This window comes from Trinickia fusca, from assembly GCF_003628145.1.
Classification (GTDB): Bacteria; Pseudomonadota; Gammaproteobacteria; order Burkholderiales; family Burkholderiaceae; genus Trinickia; species Trinickia fusca.
In genome coordinates this window covers 63,769-83,005 of the sequence record NZ_RBZV01000010.1, presented here as the reverse complement: position 1 = coordinate 83,005, position 19,237 = coordinate 63,769, and the positions used below count along the sequence as shown (strand labels likewise).

The window sequence follows — 19,237 nt, the reverse complement described above, 5'->3', positions numbered from 1 at the left end:
CTGCCTTCGAAATCCGAAAGCGGGTGCCTTTACAGGTGATCCGCGTCGATTACCGCTCTGGCAAATTCCAACGGTGCTTCTTGCGGCAAATTGTGGCCGATGCCGCCCGTGACGAGGCGGTGCTGATACTTGCCCGAAAATTTGCGGGCATAGGCACTCGGCTCCGGATGGGGCGCACCATTTGCGTCGCCTTCCATCGTGATGGTGGGGACTTCGATGCTCGGAAACTCGGCCAGATGCCTTTCCAGGCCGTCGTGTCGTGACTCGCCTTCAGCGAGGCCGAGCCGCCACCGATAGTTGTGGATCACGATGCTCACGTGGTCTTCGTTGTCGAAAGCCGCAGCACTCCGATCGAACGTACGATCATCGAAATTCCATTTAGGCGAGGCGAGTTGCCAGATCAGCTTCGCGAAGTCGTGCCGGTGCTGCTCATAGCCGAGCCTTCCGCGCTCGGTGGCGAAGTAGAACTGATACCACCACTGGAGCTCAGCCTGTGGCGCAAGCGGCTTGCTGTTGCCCGCGACGCTGCCGATCAGGTAGCCGCTGACGGAAACCAGCGCTTTGCAGCGCTCGGGCCACAGCGCCGCGATAATGCAGGCCGTCCGTGCGCCCCAATCGTAGCCGGCGAAAATCGCCTGTTTGATTCCGAGCGCGTCCATCAGGGCCAGGGTGTCGAGCGCAAGCGCCGCCTGCTCGCCATTGCGAAATGTCGCATTGGAAAGAAAGCGCGTGCTTCCATAGCCACGCGCGTACGGCACGATGACTCGGTAGCCGGCCGCCGCGAGCGCGGGTGCGACGTCGACAAAGCTGTGAATGTCATAGGGCCAGCCATGCAGGCAGATCACCACCGGCCCATTCTCCGGACCTTCCTCTGCGTAGCCGATGTTGAGCTCGCCGGCGATCACTTGTTTGATCTTCGAGAATTGGGTATGCGCACCCGGCCTGGCCGTCGGCGGGAGCGTTGCCGCCTTGCCGGATTCGGCACGAGCCAGACTGGATAGGCCCAGTGGCGCGGCAGCGAGCGTGATGGCGGCCGAGCTGAACAGGCGCCGCCGCTGTTGATTGATCGATTCGGACATGGCTTGCTCCATTCGAAGTGATGTCGATGGTGAGCATCGCTGGCCGACGTATCGCGCCTGTTTGCTCAATCCTCCGATTTGAAAAGTTGCGTATCCGGTGGGCCGTCGGATACAGAGCGATACAAAGACCGTGTCGAGCACCTTGCCCTGTTTCTTCGCCTCACACCACCTACCAACTGTTTGCCGCCGGATTTTTGTATGCGTCTGTATCACGCGGCAACGCCGATACGTACCAAGACACAACAGGCCGTTACACGCTACGCGTGCGATACGTCGGCCGTCTTTAATGCGTTCCATGGCCCAGCGCCGAGCATCTGCGAAGCGATCTCAGGCCATCCCCAAACCAACGAGGAACGCATCATGACCCGTATCGAAAACGTGCTGTACACCGCCAAGGTCCACGTCACTGGCGGCCGCGAAGGCCAGGCTCATAGCGATGATGATCGGCTCGATCTGAAGCTGTCCCCGCCGGGCGGCAACGGTTCGGGAACGAACCCTGAGCAGTTGTTTGCTGCCGGATGGTCGGCCTGCTTCATTGGCGCAATGGGCCGCGCTGCCAGCCAGATGAAGATCAAGCTGCCGTCGGACCTGGCATTGGATACGGAAGTGGACCTTGGGACAACCGGCGACGCCTACTTGCTGCAGGCCCGCCTGAACATCAGCCTGCCGGGCATCGATCGGGAGGTGGCGCAAGCGGTGGTTGAAGCGGCGCACCAGCTTTGCCCATATTCGAAAGCTACGCGCGGCAACATCCACGTCGAGCTGCGTCTGGTCTGACACCCGTCCAGGGGGCCTCCCGATGCGATCGGAAGGCCGCCGAGCATGCCGGCTTCATTGGCACGCCTTCCAACCTTTCAAGTACCTGAAATCATGCGCACGTATCTACGTACTGCCCTGGTTGCGATCGGCATTGCCGCCGTTTATTTCGTCGGGACGGGCGCGCGCGCCTTCAGCGCGCCTGCCGCAGAGGGGGGCGCCGCGCCCGAGTTCACCGGCATCGACCATTGGCTCAACTCGCCGCCGCTTTCGATGAAGGCCTTGCGAGGCAAGGTCGTACTGGTCGATTTCTGGACGTACTCCTGTATCAACTGCATCAACACGCTGCCTTACGTGAAGCAGTGGTACGAGAAGTACAAGGATCAAGGGCTCGTTGTCGTCGGGGTCCACACGCCCGAATACCCGTTCGAGAAGTCCACTTCCAACGTGCAGGAAGCGCTCAAGCGCTTCGATATCCACTATCCCGTTGCCCAAGACAATAGCTATGGCACGTGGTCGGCGTTCCACAACGAGTACTGGCCTGCTCTCTACCTGATCGATGCCGAGGGCCGCATCGTCTACCAGTCCTTCGGAGAAGGACGCTACGCCGAAACGGACGCCGCCATTCGCAAGCTTCTGGCGCAGAACAAGTGACTCGCCCACCTTCTCGGCAGACCGCTTAACCAAAAAAGGAATCGTTATGTTTCATCAGAAATTCGCCGCTGCTGCGTTGCTCGCCGTTGGCGTAGCTGCAACTTCCCCCGTCTTTGCGGAGGGCACCAACCCGCCTTCCGTGGTGATCGTCCATGGCGCCTTTGCCGACGGCTCGGACTGGGCGAAAGTCATCCCACTGCTGCAAGCGAAGGGCGTGAAAGTGCAGGCCGTTCAGAACGGGCTCAACTCGCTGGCAGACGACGTCGCTGCTACGCGTCGCGCCATCGACAACCAGCCTGGCAAGGTTGTCCTGGTCGGTCACTCGTGGGGTGGAACCGTCATCACGGAAGCCGGCGCGAATGACAAGGTCTCGGCGTTGGTCTACGTGGCTGCCTTCGCGCCCGATGCCGGTCAGTCGACGGCGGAGGCCGGTAAGGGCTTCCCTCCCAGCCCGGGCATCGCCAAGCTGGTGGCGGATGTGGACGGCTACCTGTCGCTGCCCGAGGCTGCGTTGGCGAGCGATTTCGCGCCGGATGTGCCGGCAGCGCAGGCCCGTGTCATGGCGGCAACGCAGGGGCCGATCAAAGCCTCTGCCTTTGGAGAAAAGACGACCGTCGCGGCATGGCAGTCGAAACCGTCGTGGTACATCGTCAGCGAGCAGGATCGGATGATCCAGCCGGATTTGGAGCGGGCCATGGCAAAGAAGATTGGCGCAAGGGTGACGAGCCTTCCGACCAGCCATGTCCCTCAGGAGTCTCGGCCCTCGGAGGTAGCGAAGGTGATCCTCGATGCTGTCCACACGGTTGAAGCACAGCAGCAGTGACACACGCCACGGTGGCCACGGCCGCACGCTCGGATCAGCGAGCGTGCGTGCCTCGCGTGGTTGTTTTACCGCATGGGCGCAGTAGTTTTTGCAAAGCGTCTTGTCAAAGTTGCGTTTTGCTTTCGGGCTTTTCTTTCGATGTGCTGGCGGGACTTTTGCGTGGATTCATGGGCGATCCGCGATGCTTCGCAGAATCGACTTGGCACGAGTGGTGACGCTGCGTTGCAGCGCGGTTCTCATCGGCAGGCTTCGTGGCAGGCATAAGTCATGCTTGCGTGGTGCCCTGAACATTCGTGCAGTTTCCGTTTAACGAATTGCCGCCGCCATGCGCTCGGAACCGTCCGCCCCCGCCCGTGAAAGCCAAGCCGTCCCGCCACCATCGGAGCAGGTCGTGCCGCCCGAGGAGCGTTTCCGCATCCTTGTCGATTCGGTGCAGGACTACGCGATCTTCATGCTCGATCCCGATGGCTGCATCGTGAGCTGGAACGTCGGCGCGCAGAAGATCAAAGGCTATACGGCACAGGAAGTCATCGGCCGCCACTTCTCGATCTTCTATCCGCCCGAAGACGTCGCGAACGGCAAGCCCGCGCGCACGCTCACGACCGCGGCAACGGTAGGGCGAATCGAAGATGAAGGCTGGCGCGTGCGCAAGGACGGTTCGCTGTTCTGGGCCAACGTCGTCATCACGGCGCTTTACACCACGCACGGCGGCGAACCCAAGCTGCGCGGCTACGCGAAGGTCACGCGCGACATGACCGAGCGCAAACGGCTGCGCGATCTCGAAGCGGCAAGCGAGCACATGAACGAATTCCTCGCGACACTCGCGCACGAGCTGCGCAATCCGCTCGCACCGGTCAGCAACGCGCTGAGCGTGATGAAGCTCGAGCCGCTTTTGAGCCCGACGCTCAAGCAGTGCCGGGACATGATCGACCGGCAGATCTCGCATCTGACGCGGCTCGTCGACGACCTGCTCGACGCTGGCCGCATTACCACCGGCAAGATCGCGCTGCGCCTCGCGCCCGTCGATCTGCGCGACGTCACGGCACATGCCATCGAGATGATGCGCCCGTTGCTGGGCTTGCGGCAGCAAGTCGTACAGGTAGAGGCGCCCGAGGCGGGCGTCTTCGTCAACGGCGACACGGCACGTCTCATACAGGTCATCCAGAATCTATTGAACAATGCATCGAAGTTCTCGGAACGCGGCGATCCGATCGGCGTGACGATCGCCGAGGAAAACCGCACATTCGCGGTCGTGCGTGTGACCGATCGCGGCAGCGGTATCGAGCCCGAGGCGATCGGCTCGATCTTCGACTTGTTCGTGCAGGCCGACACCCGGCTCGAGCGTAAGGAAAGCGGGCTCGGCATCGGGCTCACGATATGCCGCTGGCTGGTCGAGATGCATGGCGGGGCGATCGCCGCGGCGAGCGATGGCCCAGGTTGTGGCGCCGCCTTCACGGTGCGGCTGCCGTTGCTCGGCGTGCAGCTCGCGGCGAACGACGCTGCATCGGCGGCGAGCCGCACGGGGCCGCGCGAGGGGGAGAAGGAAGGGCTGTCGATCCTCATCGTCGACGACAACGGTGACTCGGCCGACAGCATGGCGATGCTGTTGCGCATGAAGGGGCATCACGTGCACGTGGCCTACAGCGGCGCGCAAGCGCTTGCGTTCGCAGCGGGTGCGTCGGTCGTGCACGTCGCGCTGATCGACATTGCCATGCCGGGCGCCGACGGCTTCAGCGTGCTGCATGAACTCAAGCAGGCGAGCGGATTCGAGCCGACCCTGTTTGCGGCGATGACGGGCTTCGGCCAGGACGCCGACATCGAACGTTCGCTTTCGCAGGGGTTCGACATGCATCTGACCAAGCCCGTGCAGCTGCCGCTGATCGAAGCGCTGTTGCAGCGCGCCGACGACCGGCGTGCGGGCCGCTGAACGCGGCTGCGCACGCCGGCTCGGCCGGCCGCCTCAGGTCAGCGGCAAATCGATGTACTTCTTGAATGCCGCTCGCTGCGCGACGCGCTGATACCAGCGCTCGAGGCTCGGCATCGGCGCTCGCTCGACGCCTTCGAGCCCGAACCAGCGACGGGCGAACGTACCCAGCACGATGTCGGCGATCGTGAACTTGTCGCCTTCCACGTAAAAGCGGCCTTGCAGGTACGTATCGAGCAGTTTCCAGCGCGCGGTCAGCGTGACGAGGTTGGCCTCGAGTGCCGCATGGTCGCGCTTCTCGGCCGGTGTGCGGACGAGGGTAATGAATACCGGGCGCTCGGCCGGCGCCAACATCGTGAGCGTCCAGTCGAGCCAGCGGTCGACGCTGGCTCGCTGCTTCGGCTCGGCCGGATACAGCGAGCTCGATGCGCCATATTGCATGGCCAGATAGCGCAAGATCGAGTTCGACTCCCACAGCACGTACGTCCCGTCGACGAGCGTCGGAACCTGGCCGTTCGGGTTGAGCGCCCGATAGTCGGGATCGTTGACTCGGCCGAATTGCAAGCCGGCATCGATGCGCTCGAACGGCAGACCCAGTTCGTCGCAGCACCAGAGCACCTTTTGCACGTTGGCGGAGTTCGCTCGTCCCCAAATTTGCAGCATTTGTACCTCCTCCGATAAAAAATGGTGTCGCCATCCGAGCGGCGGCGATCACGCGGTTTGTACAATACGCCGAATTCAAACCGTCCCACGAGGAATTGCCCGACCATGGCCCGCCTCATCCCTGACGATTGGAAAAACCTGGCCGCTACCGGCGCCGCCGTGCGCGAACGCGAAACGCTCGCGCTGCTCGAGACGGCGCTGCCCGACGGCTACACCGTCTATCACGGCGTCCATTGGACGCGCCTGAATGGAAGCTTTTCCGTTTTCGGCGAAGCCGACTTCGTCGTCGTGAGCCCGGCGGGCCGCGTGATGCTGCTCGAGCAGAAGGCGGGCTTCCTGCGCGAGACGCCGAAAGGGCTCGTCAAAGTCTATCTGCAAACCGAGCGCAACGTTGCGATCCAGCTGGCACGGACCGTCGAAGGCATGCATCGGCGCTTTACCGAAGCTTTCGGGGCCGGTACCTATTGTATCGAGGCCCTGCTTTACTGCCCTGACTACGTGGTGAAGGACGCGGCGATCGCCGGCGTGGAGGCGACGCACATCGTCGATGCGACGCGCAAGGACCGACTCGCGTCGGTCATCATGGCAGCGCTGCCGGCCGACGAGCCGCGCCTGCCGTGCGCACCGAAGATCCACCACTTCCTTGCCGACGAGTTGGCGCTCACGCCCGACGCGAGCGCGCTCGTCGGTCAGGCCGGCACGCTCGTCACGCGTCTGTCGGGTGGTCTCGCCACTTGGGCCCGGCGGCTGTCGTTCGAGCCGTTCCGGCTGCGCGTGATCGGCACCGCGGGCTCGGGCAAGACGCAGCTCGCGGTACAGGCCATGAAAGACGCCGCCGCCAGCGGCAAGCGTGCGCTCTACGTGTGCTTCAACCGGCCGCTGGCCGATCACATCGCACGCGTGGCGCCGGCTGGGGCCAAAGTCGCCAATTACCATCAGCTGTGCGACTGGATCGTGCGCGATGTGGGCCGGGCGCCCGACTTCGGCGCGCCCGAGGTGTTCAGCCGGCTCGAGGCCGCGTTCGCCGAGGCGCCGATCGACGAGCGCTGGACGTTCGATGTCCTGATCGTCGACGAAGGGCAGGACTTTCAGGAGCCCTGGGTCGAAGCGCTCGCGCGTCTCGTCCGCCCGGGTGGCGCCTGGTGGTGGCTCGAGGACCCGCTGCAGAACCTCTATATGCGTGAGCCCGTGACGTTGCCGGGCTGGACGGTGCTGACCGAAACGACGAACTATCGCAGCCCGCGCGACATTCTCGACTTCGTTCGCACGAAGGTTGGGGCGCCGGTGCCGCACGCGTCGCGTCTCACTTCGGGCAGCCCGTTCGACGGCTCCGATATCGTGCTCAATCAGTACGACGAAACGAGCGTGGACGGCGTCGTCGAGGCGACCAAGCGTGCCATCACCCAGGCCCTTTCATTCGGCTTTCGCAAGCAGGACATCGCGGTGCTGTCATATCGGGGGCGCGAGGGCTCCGTGCTCACGCCGCTCGATCATCTGGGGCCGCATCGACTGCGTAATTTCACCGGCAAGTACGACTTGTTCGGCAGCCCTGAATACCGTGAAGGGGATGTCCTGCTCGAGTCGATCTATCGTTTCAAGGGCCAGTCCGCGCCATGCGCGATTCTGACCGAGGTCGACTTCGAGACGTTCGACGAGCGCGCCGCCCGCAAGCTGTTCGTCGGTGCGACGCGGGCTACGATGAAGCTGATCGTGGTGGCATCGCGGCGTGCGTCGCGGCATCTGCATCCTGACGATTGACGAAAACATCGCCGTTGCGCCGGCACGTTATTCAGATCGTGCCGGTAATTTGCAGATAATTCGTCTTGATCGAAAACGTTTTCGATTATTCGAGTCGAATATTTGGAAAATACTTCATATCTATTTACGAATAGCCATTTTGATGGCCGTCAAGCGCGTGTCGGCTAACTAGGCTATCCTGCGGGCTGGGCTTTACTTTGGTGACACTGGGTGAGGTGCCCGATATGCGGCGCTCAGCCCGTCAGGCTTGACTGTGGCGATCCACCGCGGCACGGTCGACTCGGAAGGCATACAATTGTTTCAAATTTATGATTTTCCGGCGCCGAATTTCTTTTAAGTATTTTCGCCCGACGCAATGGCTATTGGGTGGGTCGAATGATACGTCTGACGATTAAATATAGTGAAACGGTTTACCCATGTTTTCCCTAAAGTTGCTTGTGGAATAAAAATTCTATTGTTAATCTCTGTTGGCCACCCCAGTCGTTATCGCGGCAGCAAAGGCAAACAGAGCGGAAAATTTATTCCGTGCGCTGGCGCACCAAGCTGGCTTTTTCCGAATCGATGCGATTTTTCTCGACGGAGCGCACATGCTTACGATTTCTCTCGATCCAATTGAACGATTTTGTGCGGGCGATGTGGTGACGACGAAGGCGGGTGGTCCGCGCATGACCGTCGAGCACGTGGGAACGAGCCGCACAGATGGTGATTGGGCCGTTTGCCAATGGTTCGACGAGCGCGGCGACTTCCGGCAAGAGAAATTTCCAAGTGACGCGCTCGTGCGTGAACCACGCTCGATCTCCCCAGGGCGCGTGCATTTTCGCGGCACGACCGCAGGCGATTGGCTTGCCTGATGCGTTAGCGGCGTGCAGCGTCGGCGTTGCGTTTGGCCCCGCGTTGCTGGATGCGGGTCACCAGCGCTTTCGAGAACGTACGCATCCCGACCAGGCGCCGTTTGGCGACCACGTCGTGCTCGAGGTCGGGCGGCGGGTTCGGCACGAGGGCCCAGCGCATCGCGATCACCCAGCCGAGCACGGTCCAGCCCAGGCAGGCGTTGAATAACGCAATCGTCAACAGGTCATGCCGCTTGCGCCGATCCGCCATAATCGCGGGGAGGAAGTAAAGGGCGAGCGCGGCGACGATTTCGGCAATTTGCACAATGGTTTTGACCCACATATAAACGCGCTCCCGGCACCATAGGCCTACGATTGTCGCGCGTTCCGCGATTTCCTGCAGCGCCGCGCACCCATCCCGCATGCGAGCGGTTATGCAATTGGCGAATTGGACCCGTGCGCGAGGGAATGCACGGACACGCGCGGCGTCTCCGTACAAGTCACGCGATATCGAAATAGCGCGCAATCGGGACTATCATGTGCGCTTTCATCGATAGGGCAAAGCCGCCATGACTGCAGCCGATGCGACGCAACATTCCGTGCAGCTCGATCGGGACGCGCTCAGCGCGTTCGTCGAGCGCAAATGGGACGACGAAATCGTCCCGGCCTTGACCGACTATATCGCCATCCCCGCCAAGAGTCCGGCCTACGATGCCGACTGGGCCAAGCACGGCTACCTCGAGCGCGTCGTCACCGATGCCGCGCAATGGGCCGAACGGCAGCCCGTGCGCGGACTCAAGCTGGAGATCGTGCGGTTGCCTGGCCGCACCCCCGTCATCTTCTTCGAAAGTCCTGCGACGCGCTCGGGCAGCACCGAGACGATCGTCCTGTATGGCCACCTCGACAAGCAGCCCGAGTTCGACGGCTGGCGCAACGACCTCGGCCCATGGTCGCCCAAATACGAAAACGGCAAGCTGTACGGCCGCGGCGGGGCCGACGACGGGTACGCGATCTACGCGAGCATCTCGGCGCTGGCCGCACTCGATGCGCAGGGCGTCGAGCGTCCGCGCTGCGTGGGTCTCATCGAAACGTGTGAGGAGTCGGGCAGTTACGACCTGCTGCCGTACGTCGACGCGCTGCGTGAGCGGCTCGGCAAGGTCGGCCTCGTCGTATGCCTCGATTCGGGCGCCGGCAACTACGATCAACTATGGCTGACCACCTCGCTGCGCGGGAACGTCGCCGGCGCGCTGGAAGTGCAGGTGCTCGACGAAGGTGTGCACTCGGGGACTTACAGCGGCATCGTGCCGTCGAGCTTTCGTATCATGCGGCAGCTGTTCGAGCGGCTCGAAGATGCGGCCTCCGGCAATCTGTTGCCGCCCGGTTTTCATTGCCCGATCCCGTCCAGCCGCCTCAGCGAAGCCGAGGCGGCGGCACGCATTCTCGGCGACGAGGTATGGCGGTCCTCACCGTGGGCTTGCGGACAGGACGGCAAGCCCGTGCTGCCGACCACGACGGATCCGCGTGAGGCACTGTTGAATGCAACCTGGCGTCCGACGCTGTCCGTCACCGGTGCGGAAGGGCTGCCGCCGGTGGCCGGCGCGGGCAACGTGCTGCGTCCGCGCACCGCGTTCAAGCTGTCGCTGCGACTGCCGCCGCTCATCGACGCGGCGCGCGCCGTAGCCGAGTTGAAGGCGCTGCTCGAATTCGATCCGCCCTATAACGCGAAGGTCACGTTCAATCCCGAGGCCGGTGCGGCCAACGGCTGGAATGCGCCCGATCTGGCACCGTGGCTTGGCAAGGCGCTTCAGGATGCCTCGCAAGCCTACTTCGACGCGCCGTGCGCTTCGATCGGTCAGGGTGGCACGATTCCGCTGATGAACGTGCTGCAAGCAGGCTTTCCTCAGGCGCAATTCGTGGTCTGTGGCGTGCTGGGCCCGAAATCCAACGCACACGGCCCCAACGAGTTCTTGCACGTGCCTTACGCCAAGAAGCTCACGGCTGCCATCGCGCAAGTGATCTCAGTCGCGCCCTAAAATCGACGCCAGTATTCGCTCGCACCGATGCGCAAGCATCGGCGCGAGCACGCGACGTAGAACGACAACGCAAAGGAGTCCGACGTGGCAATACTGATCCTCGGTTTGGTGATTTTTCTCGGTGTTCACTCGATCCGGCTCGTGGCGGAGCCGTGGCGTAATGCTCAGGTCACGCGGCTCGGCGAGCGCGGATGGAAGGGGCTTTACTCGCTCGCATCGGCGCTAGGGATTGTGCTGATCGTGCTGGGCTACGGTGTGGCGCGCCGCGCGCCGATAGTCCTATGGATGCCGCCGGCCGGCGCGCGCCATCTGACCGCGTTGCTCGTGGCGATCGCATTCGTGCTGATCGGCGCGGCGTACGCGCCCGCCAGCCGCATCAAGCAGTTGCTCGGCCACCCGATGCTGGCCGGCGTGGCGGTTTGGGCCGTCGGACATCTGCTGGCCAACGGCACGGCCAACGCCATCCTGCTGTTTGGCGCGTTTTTTGTCTGGTCGACGACGAGCTTTCTCGTGTGGCGCCGCCGCGATCGGCTCGCCGGCACGCGCTATCCGGCAGGCACGCTGCTCGGCGACGCGCGCGTCGTCGTGGGCGGGATTGTGGTGTGGGCTGTATTCGCGTTCTTCTTGCACGGCTGGCTGATCGGTGTGCGGCCGTTCGGCTGATCGCTTCCCCTTTTCTCTCCCTCCGCTACCTGTTTCTCCCTATCCCGCCTTTTCCGCTCATCGAGCGGACTCCCTCTGCCTAGGTAGTTAGGACTACAAAATCTATAGGCGCCGGAAAAGGTAAAAAATCCCTCCTGATGGGCGCGGTCTGTGCGCTATCAGACGGAAAATCTTGCCGCGCCCGCCGTCGTCGCCGCGCTGAAGTTATGTCAGACGAATCCTACCGAAATTTGCCGAATCCGCACGGCATTCTCCTCCCACGCTGATTTTCGCTGTCTGCGCGAGCGGCAATACTAGAGCCCATAAGAAAGGGTCCTTGAAGGCCCAGCCTGCAAGACAGGGTCAAAAGTCTTTCCATCCGTTCGGTTCAGCGACTGCACATATCGGAAGTTCGCATCCAGGAAGTGTCGGAGATCAGGAATGCGAATCAAGGGCCGGGCGACGTGATCATCGTATAGGTAGTAGTCCTAATCAAAAAAATAGGGCTGCTGCTCGGGGGAAGTAAAAATGGCACAGATTGTTCGCCGCGCAGCAGCGCGGTGCGGGGATGCTTTTTTCAAAAAAACTGCACGTTACCTCTGCACCTCGTTGGTCGCAGTCTCGGCGCTCCTGCCGACGGCCTCGTTCTCGCAGACGCAGCTGAACTCCACGACGTCGTGGATCGGCAACACGTTCGGCTACGGTGACGGCAAGTGGGTCCAGCTCGACGTCGAAGCAATGGCTGTCGGCCCCGATGGCAGCGTCTATACGAATGCGCCGTGGGACGAAAGCGGCAGCGAAATCGGCAAGTACTCCAACGGCACGAAGGTGGGCCTCGCCGGCAATACGCACGGCTGGGGCAACACGGGCGGCGACGCGATCGCCATCAACGGCACCTATCTGTATGCGGCTATGTCGATCGACAACGAAAGCGGCAAGCTGACCGGCAGCAGCTACCCGCCGAGCGGCTCGACGTGGTTCGGCATCACGCGACGTCTGCTCAGCAACATCGCACAGGGTGCACCGTTCGCGAGCGGCATCGGCAATGTGAACAACACGACGAAGAACAGCTTCCTGATCGTCAACACGGCGCCGGACACGACGGACGCCGGTATACGCGGCCTTGCCGCGTCGAGCACGGAGCTGTACGTCAGCAACGCCTATGCGAACCAGATCCAGGTATTCGACGCGAACACGATGGCGCCGTTGCGCTCGTGGGCGGCGTCTTCGCCGGGGCGTATCGCGATCGACCAGGACGGTTCGCTGTGGGTCATTCAGGGGATGCAGTCGTCGGCCCGTAGCGTCGTGCACTATTCGGCCGCGGGCGCCGCGCTGCCCGGCACGGTGGCGCTGCCGCCGTCGGCCGTGCCAGCCGATCTGACGATCTCGCCGTCGGGCCAGCTGCTGATCGCCGACGACGGTCCGTCACAGCAGATCCTCATCTACAACGAGGTGAGCGGACAAACCCAGTATGCCGGTGCGCTCGGCGCGCAAGGCGGGATCTTCCAAGGCACGGCCGGCACGCCGGGCAACTGGCGCTTCAACGGTCTCACGGGGCTTGGCTTCGACAGCACGGGCAACCTGTATGTCGCGCAGAACGGCGCCGGCCTGCGTGCGTTCGGCTCGACGGGTGTTGGCCAAGGTACCGTGCTCGAGAGCTACAACTGGTCGACGCAAGCGCTGAACTGGCGTCTTCACGGGCTGCTGTTCGTCGACGGCGCGGCGCTCGACCCGGCGTCACCCGGCGACGTGTTCTCGGGCTCGAAGCACTTCTCGTTGAACTACTCGGCGTCGGCGGGCCAGGAGTGGAGCTATGCGGGCTTCACGATGAATGCCTACCGCTACCCGGACGATCCCGCGCTCCACACGACGCGTAACGTGCGTGGCGAACCGCTGGTGCGCCGCATCAACGGTCAGCGGTTCCTGTACACGCAAGACATGTATGCGCACTATCTGAGCATCTATCGGTTCCAGCCGAGCACGAACGGCGAAGTGGCCGTGCCGTCGGGCCTGCTGTCGCAGAACACGATCCCGGGTAGCTGGCCGCAGGGACAACCGAAGACCGGAGAATGGATGTGGCGTGACGCCAACGGCGATGGTGCCATCGAGCCGGCGGAAATCCAGTCGAACCCGTCGACGGGTAATACCGTGTGCAACGGCTACTGGTACGTCGACGATGCCGCAAACGTTTGGCTCGCGACGGAGGGCAGCGGTATCCGTGAAATGCCGCTGCAAGGTGTCGATGCGTACGGCAACCCGGTCTATCAGTACCAAGGCGCGAAGGTTTTCCCGATGCCGCAGCCGTTCACGCATATCGCCCGCATCGTGTATGTGTCGGAGACCGACACGATGTACATCTCGGGCTATACGAGCACCCAGCCGTACGCCTCTGCGGATTGGAAGGCGATCGGTACCGTTCTCGCACGCTACAACAACTGGAGTTCGGGCTCGCCGTCGTTGCAATGGACGGTGCAACTGCCGTACGTCCCGTCGTCTACGCTCCCGGCTGCGGTCGGCCTGGCTGCGGCAGGTAACTACGTGTTCGTCGCGGAATCGCTGACGGCCCATGTCGACGTCTACGACGCAAGTACCGGCCAGCAAGTCGGCTTCCTCGCACCGAGTTCGACGGTCGGCAGCACGAGCGGCTGGATCGACGTTGAAATGGGTATCAGCGCGGCCCTGCGTTCGAACGGGGAGTATGTGGTCCTTGCCGAAGAGGATGCGCGAGCGAAGGTGCTGATGTACCGCTGGACGCCGTCGGGCTCGGCTAGCGCGATGGCCGCCGTCAAAGCTGCTGCGCAACCGGCGAGTGTCAAGCCGGCTGCCACGCCTGCTGCGAAGACGAACACCACGGCCGCGCCTGCAACGACGGCAAGCAAGCCGCAAACTTCGGTGCTCACGACGCTGCTGAGTCTCCTTAAATAGTTGAATCGCGCGCGGCGCCAGCCGGTGCCTAACCGGCGGCGAGCAAGCCCTCGGCGAGCTCGCGCGGCGCGTGACCGATAGCAAGCTCCGGTGTGCCGTGCCACTGCGCGCAACGCGTGATGGCACGGCGCACGTCTTTGAGCAGCGCGGTGCCGATGCGCACCCCCGGTTCCAGGTGAATCGACTTCAATTCGAAGATGCCGCTCGCGCGATGGGCCTTCGCATCGATGCGGCCGATCAACCGCCCGCGATGCAGGATCGGCAAGCAGAAGTAGCCGTATTTGCGTTTGGGGGCCGGCGTATAGCACTCGATCGCATAGTCGAAATCGAACAGCTTTGACGCGCGCTTGCGATCCCACACCACCGGGTCGAACGGTGAGAGCAGCGTCGTCACGCTAGAGCGCAGACGGCCTTGCGCCGCGTCGTCGATCAGGGCATCGAACTCGATCGGCACGAATACGTCTTCCTTCCAGCCTTCCACGCGCAGGACGCGCAACGCGCCGCGATCGGCGAGTGCGTGCAGCTCCTCCTGGTACTGGCGGCGTTCGAGCCGGTAGTAGTCGGCGATCCAGTCGGCGCGGGCGACGCCTAGCGCCGCGCACGTGCGTGCGACGAGCGTGCGTAGCGCTTGCTCGGGTGCAGGCAGGTCGCGTGCATCGTCCCATTCGGGCAGCACGCGTTCGGCAACGTCGTAGACGCGATGAAAGTTGCGCCGCTCGAGCACCATCAGCTTGCCGAGCGTAAAGAGCGTCTCGAGGTGGCGCTTCTCCGGTTTCCAGTCCCACCAACCATTGCCGTTGCCTTTGGCGCGCGTGAAATCGGCGGCTCGCACGGGGCCGGTGTCGCGCACGTGCGCGAGCAGCTTGTCGATTTCCTTACGGTGACGCCGATGCCAGTCGGCCGGATATTTCCATCCCAAGCCCATGCCATGAGGGTCGAGCATGCGATGGCGCAGCAGGCCATAGTCCTCGATCGGCACGAAGCACGCTTCGTGCGACCAGTATTCGAACAGCTGTCCCTCAGCCAGATGCTCGTCGAGCCATTGCGGCTCGTAGGGGCCGAGGCGGCTGAACAACACGAAGTAGGGGCTGCGCGCGACGACGTGGATCGTGTCGATCTGCAACTGCGCCATGCGGCGAATCGCGGCGATCACGTCGTCCTTGACGGCCTTGCGGCGCGGCGGCGTCAACAGGCCTTGCGCGGCCAGATGCAGCGTACGGGCCGCGGTGACGGGAATCGTGGTGAGGGTCATGCGGCTGCCTTTCGATGGCGAAGCTTTCGTCTGGGTCTGGGTTCGGCGTTGGTCATAGAGCTTAACCTCGGACCCGACTCCCCGCAGCGAGCCCGGCGATAGACTGTGCGCATCGTGCCGCAGCGGCACATCGACCACGAGAGGGGGCAGTATGGCTTTGAACGGGGTGAAAGCACTGGTGTTCGACGTATTCGGCACAGTTGTCGATTGGCGCAGCGGCGTCGCGCGTGAGGCGGCGCAGTTTCTGGCCGGGCATGGTGTGGATGCGGACCCGTTCGCGTTCGCCGATGCTTGGCGGCGCCGCTACTCGCCGGCCATGGAAGAGGTGCGCAGCGGACGCAGGCCATTCGAGCGGCTCGACGTGCTGCATCGTGAGAACCTCGACACCGTCCTGCCCGAGTTCGGCCTGGACGCGGCCAAGGTGACGGCCGCCGAACTCGATGAACTCAATCTTGCATGGCACCGGCTCGACCCCTGGCCCGATTCGGTCGCCGGCCTGACACGCCTGAAAGCGCGTTACATCATTGCGCCGCTCTCGAATGCCAACATCGTGCTGATGCTCGATATGAGCAAGCGGGCGCAACTGCCTTGGGATGCGATCCTCGGCGCCGAAGTGGTGCGCGCTTATAAGCCGACGCCCGAATCTTACTTGCGGACCGCGGAGGTACTCGCGATGCGGCCTGAGGAGGTTTGCCTGGTCGCCGCGCACAACAGCGATCTGGCGGCGGCGCGTACCTGTGGCTTCAAGACGGCATTCGTCGTTCGTCCCACCGAACACGGCCCGCGCCAAACGACGGACTTGGAGGCGCAGGCCGCGTGGGACGTCGTCGCCAAGGATTTCGTCGACCTCGCGACACAGCTCGGCGCTTGAAGCGAGGCCACACGTCGGCACGGCATGGCGCTTACGCCTGTACGGGCTTCGGAAACAGCGGATAGACCGTTAGGGCGATCGCACCGGCTACGAGCCAAACGATCGACCACGAGCTCGCGGCTAGCAGATGCGGAATCGCGACCGGCACCAGGAAGAGCCCGACGTAGACGATCGTATTGGCAAGACCCAGCGCCGTGCCTGCCCGAGCCGGGCCGGCCAGGGTCGCGAGCTCGGCATAGGCGACACCGTGCCAGGCCGAGACGCACACGCCGGCAATGACGAGCGCTGCCACGACGAGTGCGATCGACGCATGACGCTCGAAGGCGACGCCTGCCGCGAGCACCATGAACGACAGCACCGCGACGAGCGTGGAACCGCGCATGTAGCCGCGGCGGTTGCCGCGTCGATCGGTATGGCGCCCACTCCAGACGCGCATGATCATCGCACCGACTTGCACAGTCGCCATCGCCACGCTGATGCCGGCCGTGCCCAGATGGCCGAAGTCGTGCAGGAAGATGCTGGCGAACGCCAGCACCGCGAACTGGGGCATGCAGAGCACGCCGATGCCGAGTGCCACGCGCCAGATTTGCAGATCTGCAAGCGGGCTGCGCGTCGGGCGCTCGACAGCCTGGCTCGTCACGGCACCAGCCTGCGGCGGCTCGTGCAGCCAGCGCCACGCGAACGCGGCCGAAATCGCGCACAAGGCCGCGAGCGTGCCGTACACGCTGGCAAATCCATGCGACGACGCAAGCGACGGCAGCATCGAGGCGCCCAGGCCGCCACCGAGTGGCACCGCCGTTTGGCGGATGCTCATCGCGAGTCCGCGCTCGCCTTCCTTGAACCAGCTCATCACGGCACGGCCGCTCGAGCCGTTGACGCTGCCGCCGAGCAGACCGACCAGACACATGCCAGCCACGAGCAGCCACAAGCCGGGAATCGACGTCAGCGACGGCACGACGAACAGCGACATCGCGACGAGGGCCAAAGCCGTGCTGAGCAAGCCCGTCATCAAGACCGGACGATCGCCGAAACGATCGGTCGCGAAGCCCCACGGCAGTTCCGACAGCGCGAGGCCGAAACCCATCGAGCCGAGCACGAGCCCGAGTTCGGCGTTGCCGAGGTGATAGCCCGAACGCATCCACACGGCCGTGGTCGGCAGGCCGGTTGCCGCGGCCGAAAAGCTGGCATTCGCGGCGACGCCGACGGCGAGCACTTTCCACCGATGCTCAGCGCCGAACCGCGCGGAAGCCGGTGCCGGCACGTTGACCAGGTATTGAGTGTCCATCTGAAAGTCCTTTTGTCTGTTTGTTTGACGGACGAAGTGTCGCACCCTATGATCATCCTGAAAATCAGATAATTGTGAATTCATTGTTCAGAAAAACGGGATGGTTGAGTCGACATGAGCCAAGTCAACTTCGATATCGCGGCGCTGCGCAGCTTCGTGACGGGCGTCGATCTCGGCAGCTTCGCGAAAGCGGCTGATCGCGTGGGGCGCTCGACGTCGGCTGTCAGCGCGCAAATCAGGAAACTGGAAGAGCAGACCAGCACGCCGCTGTTTCGCAAGTCGGGCCGTGGGCTCGCGCTAACCGATGCCGGCGAGGTGATGCTGCGCTATGCGCGGCGTCTGATCGAGCTCAACGACGAGGCGGCGTCGGCGACGCGCGGCACCGATCTCGAGGGCTGGGTGCGGCTCGGCTTGCAGGAGGATTTCGGCGAGTCGCTATTGCCGGGCGTACTGGGCCGCTTTGCGCGTGCTCATCCGAAGGTGCGTATCGAGGCGCGGGTGGCGCGCAACACCGATCTGTTGGTGCGGCTCGACGCTGGCGAGCTCGATCTCGCGCTCGCATGGGACGATCTCAATCTGTCGATGCGCGCGCGTCACGCGGCGGGAGCCAGCGTCCTGCTCGCCAAGCCGCAGATTGGCTGGATCGGCTCCGATGCGCTGCAATGGGATGCGCAAGCGGGCGAGCCGCTGCCGCTCGTACTGTTCGACGGGCCGTGCATGCTGTGCGATATCGCGACGACGGCACTCGATCGAGCCGGCATCCCCTGGCGCGTGGCATTGACGAGCCCGAGCCTCGCCGGTCTCTGGGCTGCCGCAGCGGCAGGCCTCGGTGTAGCCGTGCGCACGCACTACGGGCTGCCGTCGACCGTGCAGATGCTCGATGCTGCGGCGTATGGGCTGCCTGCGTTGCCGACCTTGCCGCTGATCCTGCTGCGCGCGTCGAGCACACCGGCGCCACCCGTCGAGCAACTCGCGACGATCGTCCTCGAAGCCGTGCGTGGCTATGTGAGCGAAGGGCAGGCAGCGGCAGCGTGAGGCGCGGCGCGCTTGACGCAGCGGGCGTCGTGCCTCGTGCCGCGTGCCGATGTCGATCCGTGCGGCGTTTTCCGCTACGCTATTGCGCCTACGTTTTTCATCGTCGTCACATCGATCCCGCTATGTCACTTGCTGCTCCGTTTCCGGTGGAAGGTTTGCTGACCGAACGCCTGGTGCTGCAGGCCGCAAGCCGCCACCATGCATCGGCGCTGCAGCGCTATTCGCTCGATAATCGTACGCACTTCAAACGCTGGGAGCCCGCGCGCCCCGACGAGTTCTACTCGCTGCACGCCGTCGAGAGCAGGCTCGCGGCCGCGGAACAGGACATGGCCGCGGCAAGCGCGCTGTATCTGATGCTGCTGACCCGACATGACGGCACGCTGATTGGCTGCTGCAACTTCACGAATATCGTGCGCGGGGTCTTCCAGGCCTGCCACCTCGGCTTTTCGCTCGGGCATGCGTTCGAAGGCAGCGGCTTCATGCATGAAGCGCTGACGGCAGCGATCGCCTACACGTTCGACACAGTGGGCCTACACCGCATCATGGCCAATCACCGGCCCGAGAACGAACGCAGCGGGCGGTTGCTGGCGCGGCTGGGCTTCGAGCGGGAAGGCTTCGCGCATTCTTACCTGAAGATCGACGGCCAATGGGCCGATCATGTGCTCACGTCGTTGATCAATCCCGCCGAACGCGCGGTAGCGTGAGCG

General features: G+C 63.6%; 17 protein-coding genes. 12 read left to right on the top strand and 5 right to left on the bottom strand.

Features of this window, described 5'->3' with window-relative positions; translation table 11 throughout:
- Window positions 1-29: 29 nt before the first annotated feature.
- Window positions 30-1,079, bottom strand: a complete 1,050-nt coding sequence (locus tag D7S89_RS20425) for an alpha/beta fold hydrolase (protein WP_121280713.1) — start codon at window positions 1,077-1,079, stop codon at window positions 30-32.
- A gap of 360 nt (window positions 1,080-1,439) precedes the next feature.
- On the opposite strand from D7S89_RS20425, the gene D7S89_RS20420 reads away from it, so the two are divergent.
- The 4 genes from D7S89_RS20420 (at window position 1,440) to D7S89_RS20405 (ending at window position 5,239) form a co-directional block, all read left to right on the top strand.
- Window positions 1,440-1,856: an organic hydroperoxide resistance protein gene (locus tag D7S89_RS20420; RefSeq protein ID WP_183085284.1), complete on the top strand. Its 417-nt coding sequence runs from the start codon at window positions 1,440-1,442 to the stop codon at window positions 1,854-1,856.
- Window positions 1,857-1,949: 93 nt separating this feature from the next.
- Window positions 1,950-2,489, top strand: coding sequence for a thioredoxin family protein (locus D7S89_RS20415; RefSeq protein ID WP_121280535.1), 540 nt, complete (start codon window positions 1,950-1,952; stop codon window positions 2,487-2,489).
- Between the two features lie 46 nt (window positions 2,490-2,535).
- Window positions 2,536-3,312, top strand: coding sequence for an alpha/beta fold hydrolase (locus tag D7S89_RS20410; protein WP_121280533.1), 777 nt, complete (start codon window positions 2,536-2,538; stop codon window positions 3,310-3,312).
- Between the two features lie 325 nt (window positions 3,313-3,637).
- The gene (locus tag D7S89_RS20405; RefSeq protein ID WP_121280531.1) at window positions 3,638-5,239 is read left to right on the top strand and encodes a PAS domain-containing hybrid sensor histidine kinase/response regulator; all 1,602 of its coding nucleotides are present in this window, start codon (window positions 3,638-3,640) and stop codon (window positions 5,237-5,239) included.
- 33 nt (window positions 5,240-5,272) lie between these two features.
- On the opposite strand, the gene D7S89_RS20400 is transcribed toward D7S89_RS20405, so the two are convergent.
- The gene (locus D7S89_RS20400; protein ID WP_121280529.1) at window positions 5,273-5,899 is read right to left on the bottom strand and encodes a glutathione S-transferase family protein; all 627 of its coding nucleotides are present in this window, start codon (window positions 5,897-5,899) and stop codon (window positions 5,273-5,275) included.
- Window positions 5,900-6,004: 105 nt separating this feature from the next.
- Between D7S89_RS20400 and D7S89_RS20395 the strand changes: the two genes are divergently transcribed.
- Complete coding sequence (locus D7S89_RS20395; protein ID WP_121280528.1) at window positions 6,005-7,657, top strand: ATP-binding domain-containing protein; 1,653 nt, start codon at window positions 6,005-6,007, stop codon at window positions 7,655-7,657.
- A 467-nt stretch (window positions 7,658-8,124) separates the two neighbouring features.
- A complete protein-coding gene (locus D7S89_RS20390) occupies window positions 8,125-8,508 on the top strand; it encodes a YodC family protein (protein WP_425470856.1) in 384 nt (127 codons plus the stop codon).
- 4 nt (window positions 8,509-8,512) lie between these two features.
- On the opposite strand, the gene D7S89_RS20385 is transcribed toward D7S89_RS20390, so the two are convergent.
- The gene (locus D7S89_RS20385; RefSeq protein WP_121280524.1) at window positions 8,513-8,830 is read right to left on the bottom strand and encodes a superinfection immunity protein; all 318 of its coding nucleotides are present in this window, start codon (window positions 8,828-8,830) and stop codon (window positions 8,513-8,515) included.
- 226 nt (window positions 8,831-9,056) lie between these two features.
- On the opposite strand from D7S89_RS20385, the gene D7S89_RS20380 reads away from it, so the two are divergent.
- From D7S89_RS20380 to D7S89_RS20370, 3 genes are all read left to right on the top strand, one after another.
- Window positions 9,057-10,520: a M20 family metallopeptidase gene (locus D7S89_RS20380; RefSeq protein ID WP_121280522.1), complete on the top strand. Its 1,464-nt coding sequence runs from the start codon at window positions 9,057-9,059 to the stop codon at window positions 10,518-10,520.
- An 84-nt stretch (window positions 10,521-10,604) separates the two neighbouring features.
- Window positions 10,605-11,183, top strand: a complete 579-nt coding sequence (locus tag D7S89_RS20375) for an NnrU family protein (protein WP_121280520.1) — start codon at window positions 10,605-10,607, stop codon at window positions 11,181-11,183.
- A gap of 507 nt (window positions 11,184-11,690) precedes the next feature.
- Entirely contained in the window at window positions 11,691-14,087 is a 2,397-nt protein-coding gene (locus tag D7S89_RS20370) for an NHL repeat-containing protein (protein ID WP_245983094.1), read from the top strand.
- 28 nt (window positions 14,088-14,115) lie between these two features.
- Here the strand turns inward: D7S89_RS20370 and D7S89_RS20365 are convergent, their stop codons facing one another.
- Complete coding sequence (locus D7S89_RS20365) at window positions 14,116-15,339, bottom strand: winged helix-turn-helix domain-containing protein (protein ID WP_121280495.1); 1,224 nt, start codon at window positions 15,337-15,339, stop codon at window positions 14,116-14,118.
- A 103-nt stretch (window positions 15,340-15,442) separates the two neighbouring features.
- Here D7S89_RS20365 and D7S89_RS20360 point away from each other — a divergent pair, with 103 nt between their 5' ends.
- Entirely contained in the window at window positions 15,443-16,210 is a 768-nt protein-coding gene (locus tag D7S89_RS20360; RefSeq protein WP_245983106.1) for a haloacid dehalogenase type II, read from the top strand.
- 31 nt (window positions 16,211-16,241) lie between these two features.
- Here the strand turns inward: D7S89_RS20360 and D7S89_RS20355 are convergent, their stop codons facing one another.
- Window positions 16,242-17,495 (bottom strand): MFS transporter, encoded by a 1,254-nt coding sequence (locus tag D7S89_RS20355; protein WP_121280482.1) that lies wholly within the window; start codon window positions 17,493-17,495, stop codon window positions 16,242-16,244.
- A 114-nt stretch (window positions 17,496-17,609) separates the two neighbouring features.
- Here D7S89_RS20355 and D7S89_RS20350 point away from each other — a divergent pair, with 114 nt between their 5' ends.
- A complete protein-coding gene (locus D7S89_RS20350; protein ID WP_121280480.1) occupies window positions 17,610-18,530 on the top strand; it encodes a LysR substrate-binding domain-containing protein in 921 nt (306 codons plus the stop codon).
- 122 nt (window positions 18,531-18,652) lie between these two features.
- A complete protein-coding gene (locus tag D7S89_RS20345) occupies window positions 18,653-19,234 on the top strand; it encodes a GNAT family N-acetyltransferase (protein WP_121280478.1) in 582 nt (193 codons plus the stop codon).
- Window positions 19,235-19,237: the final 3 nt, after the last annotated feature.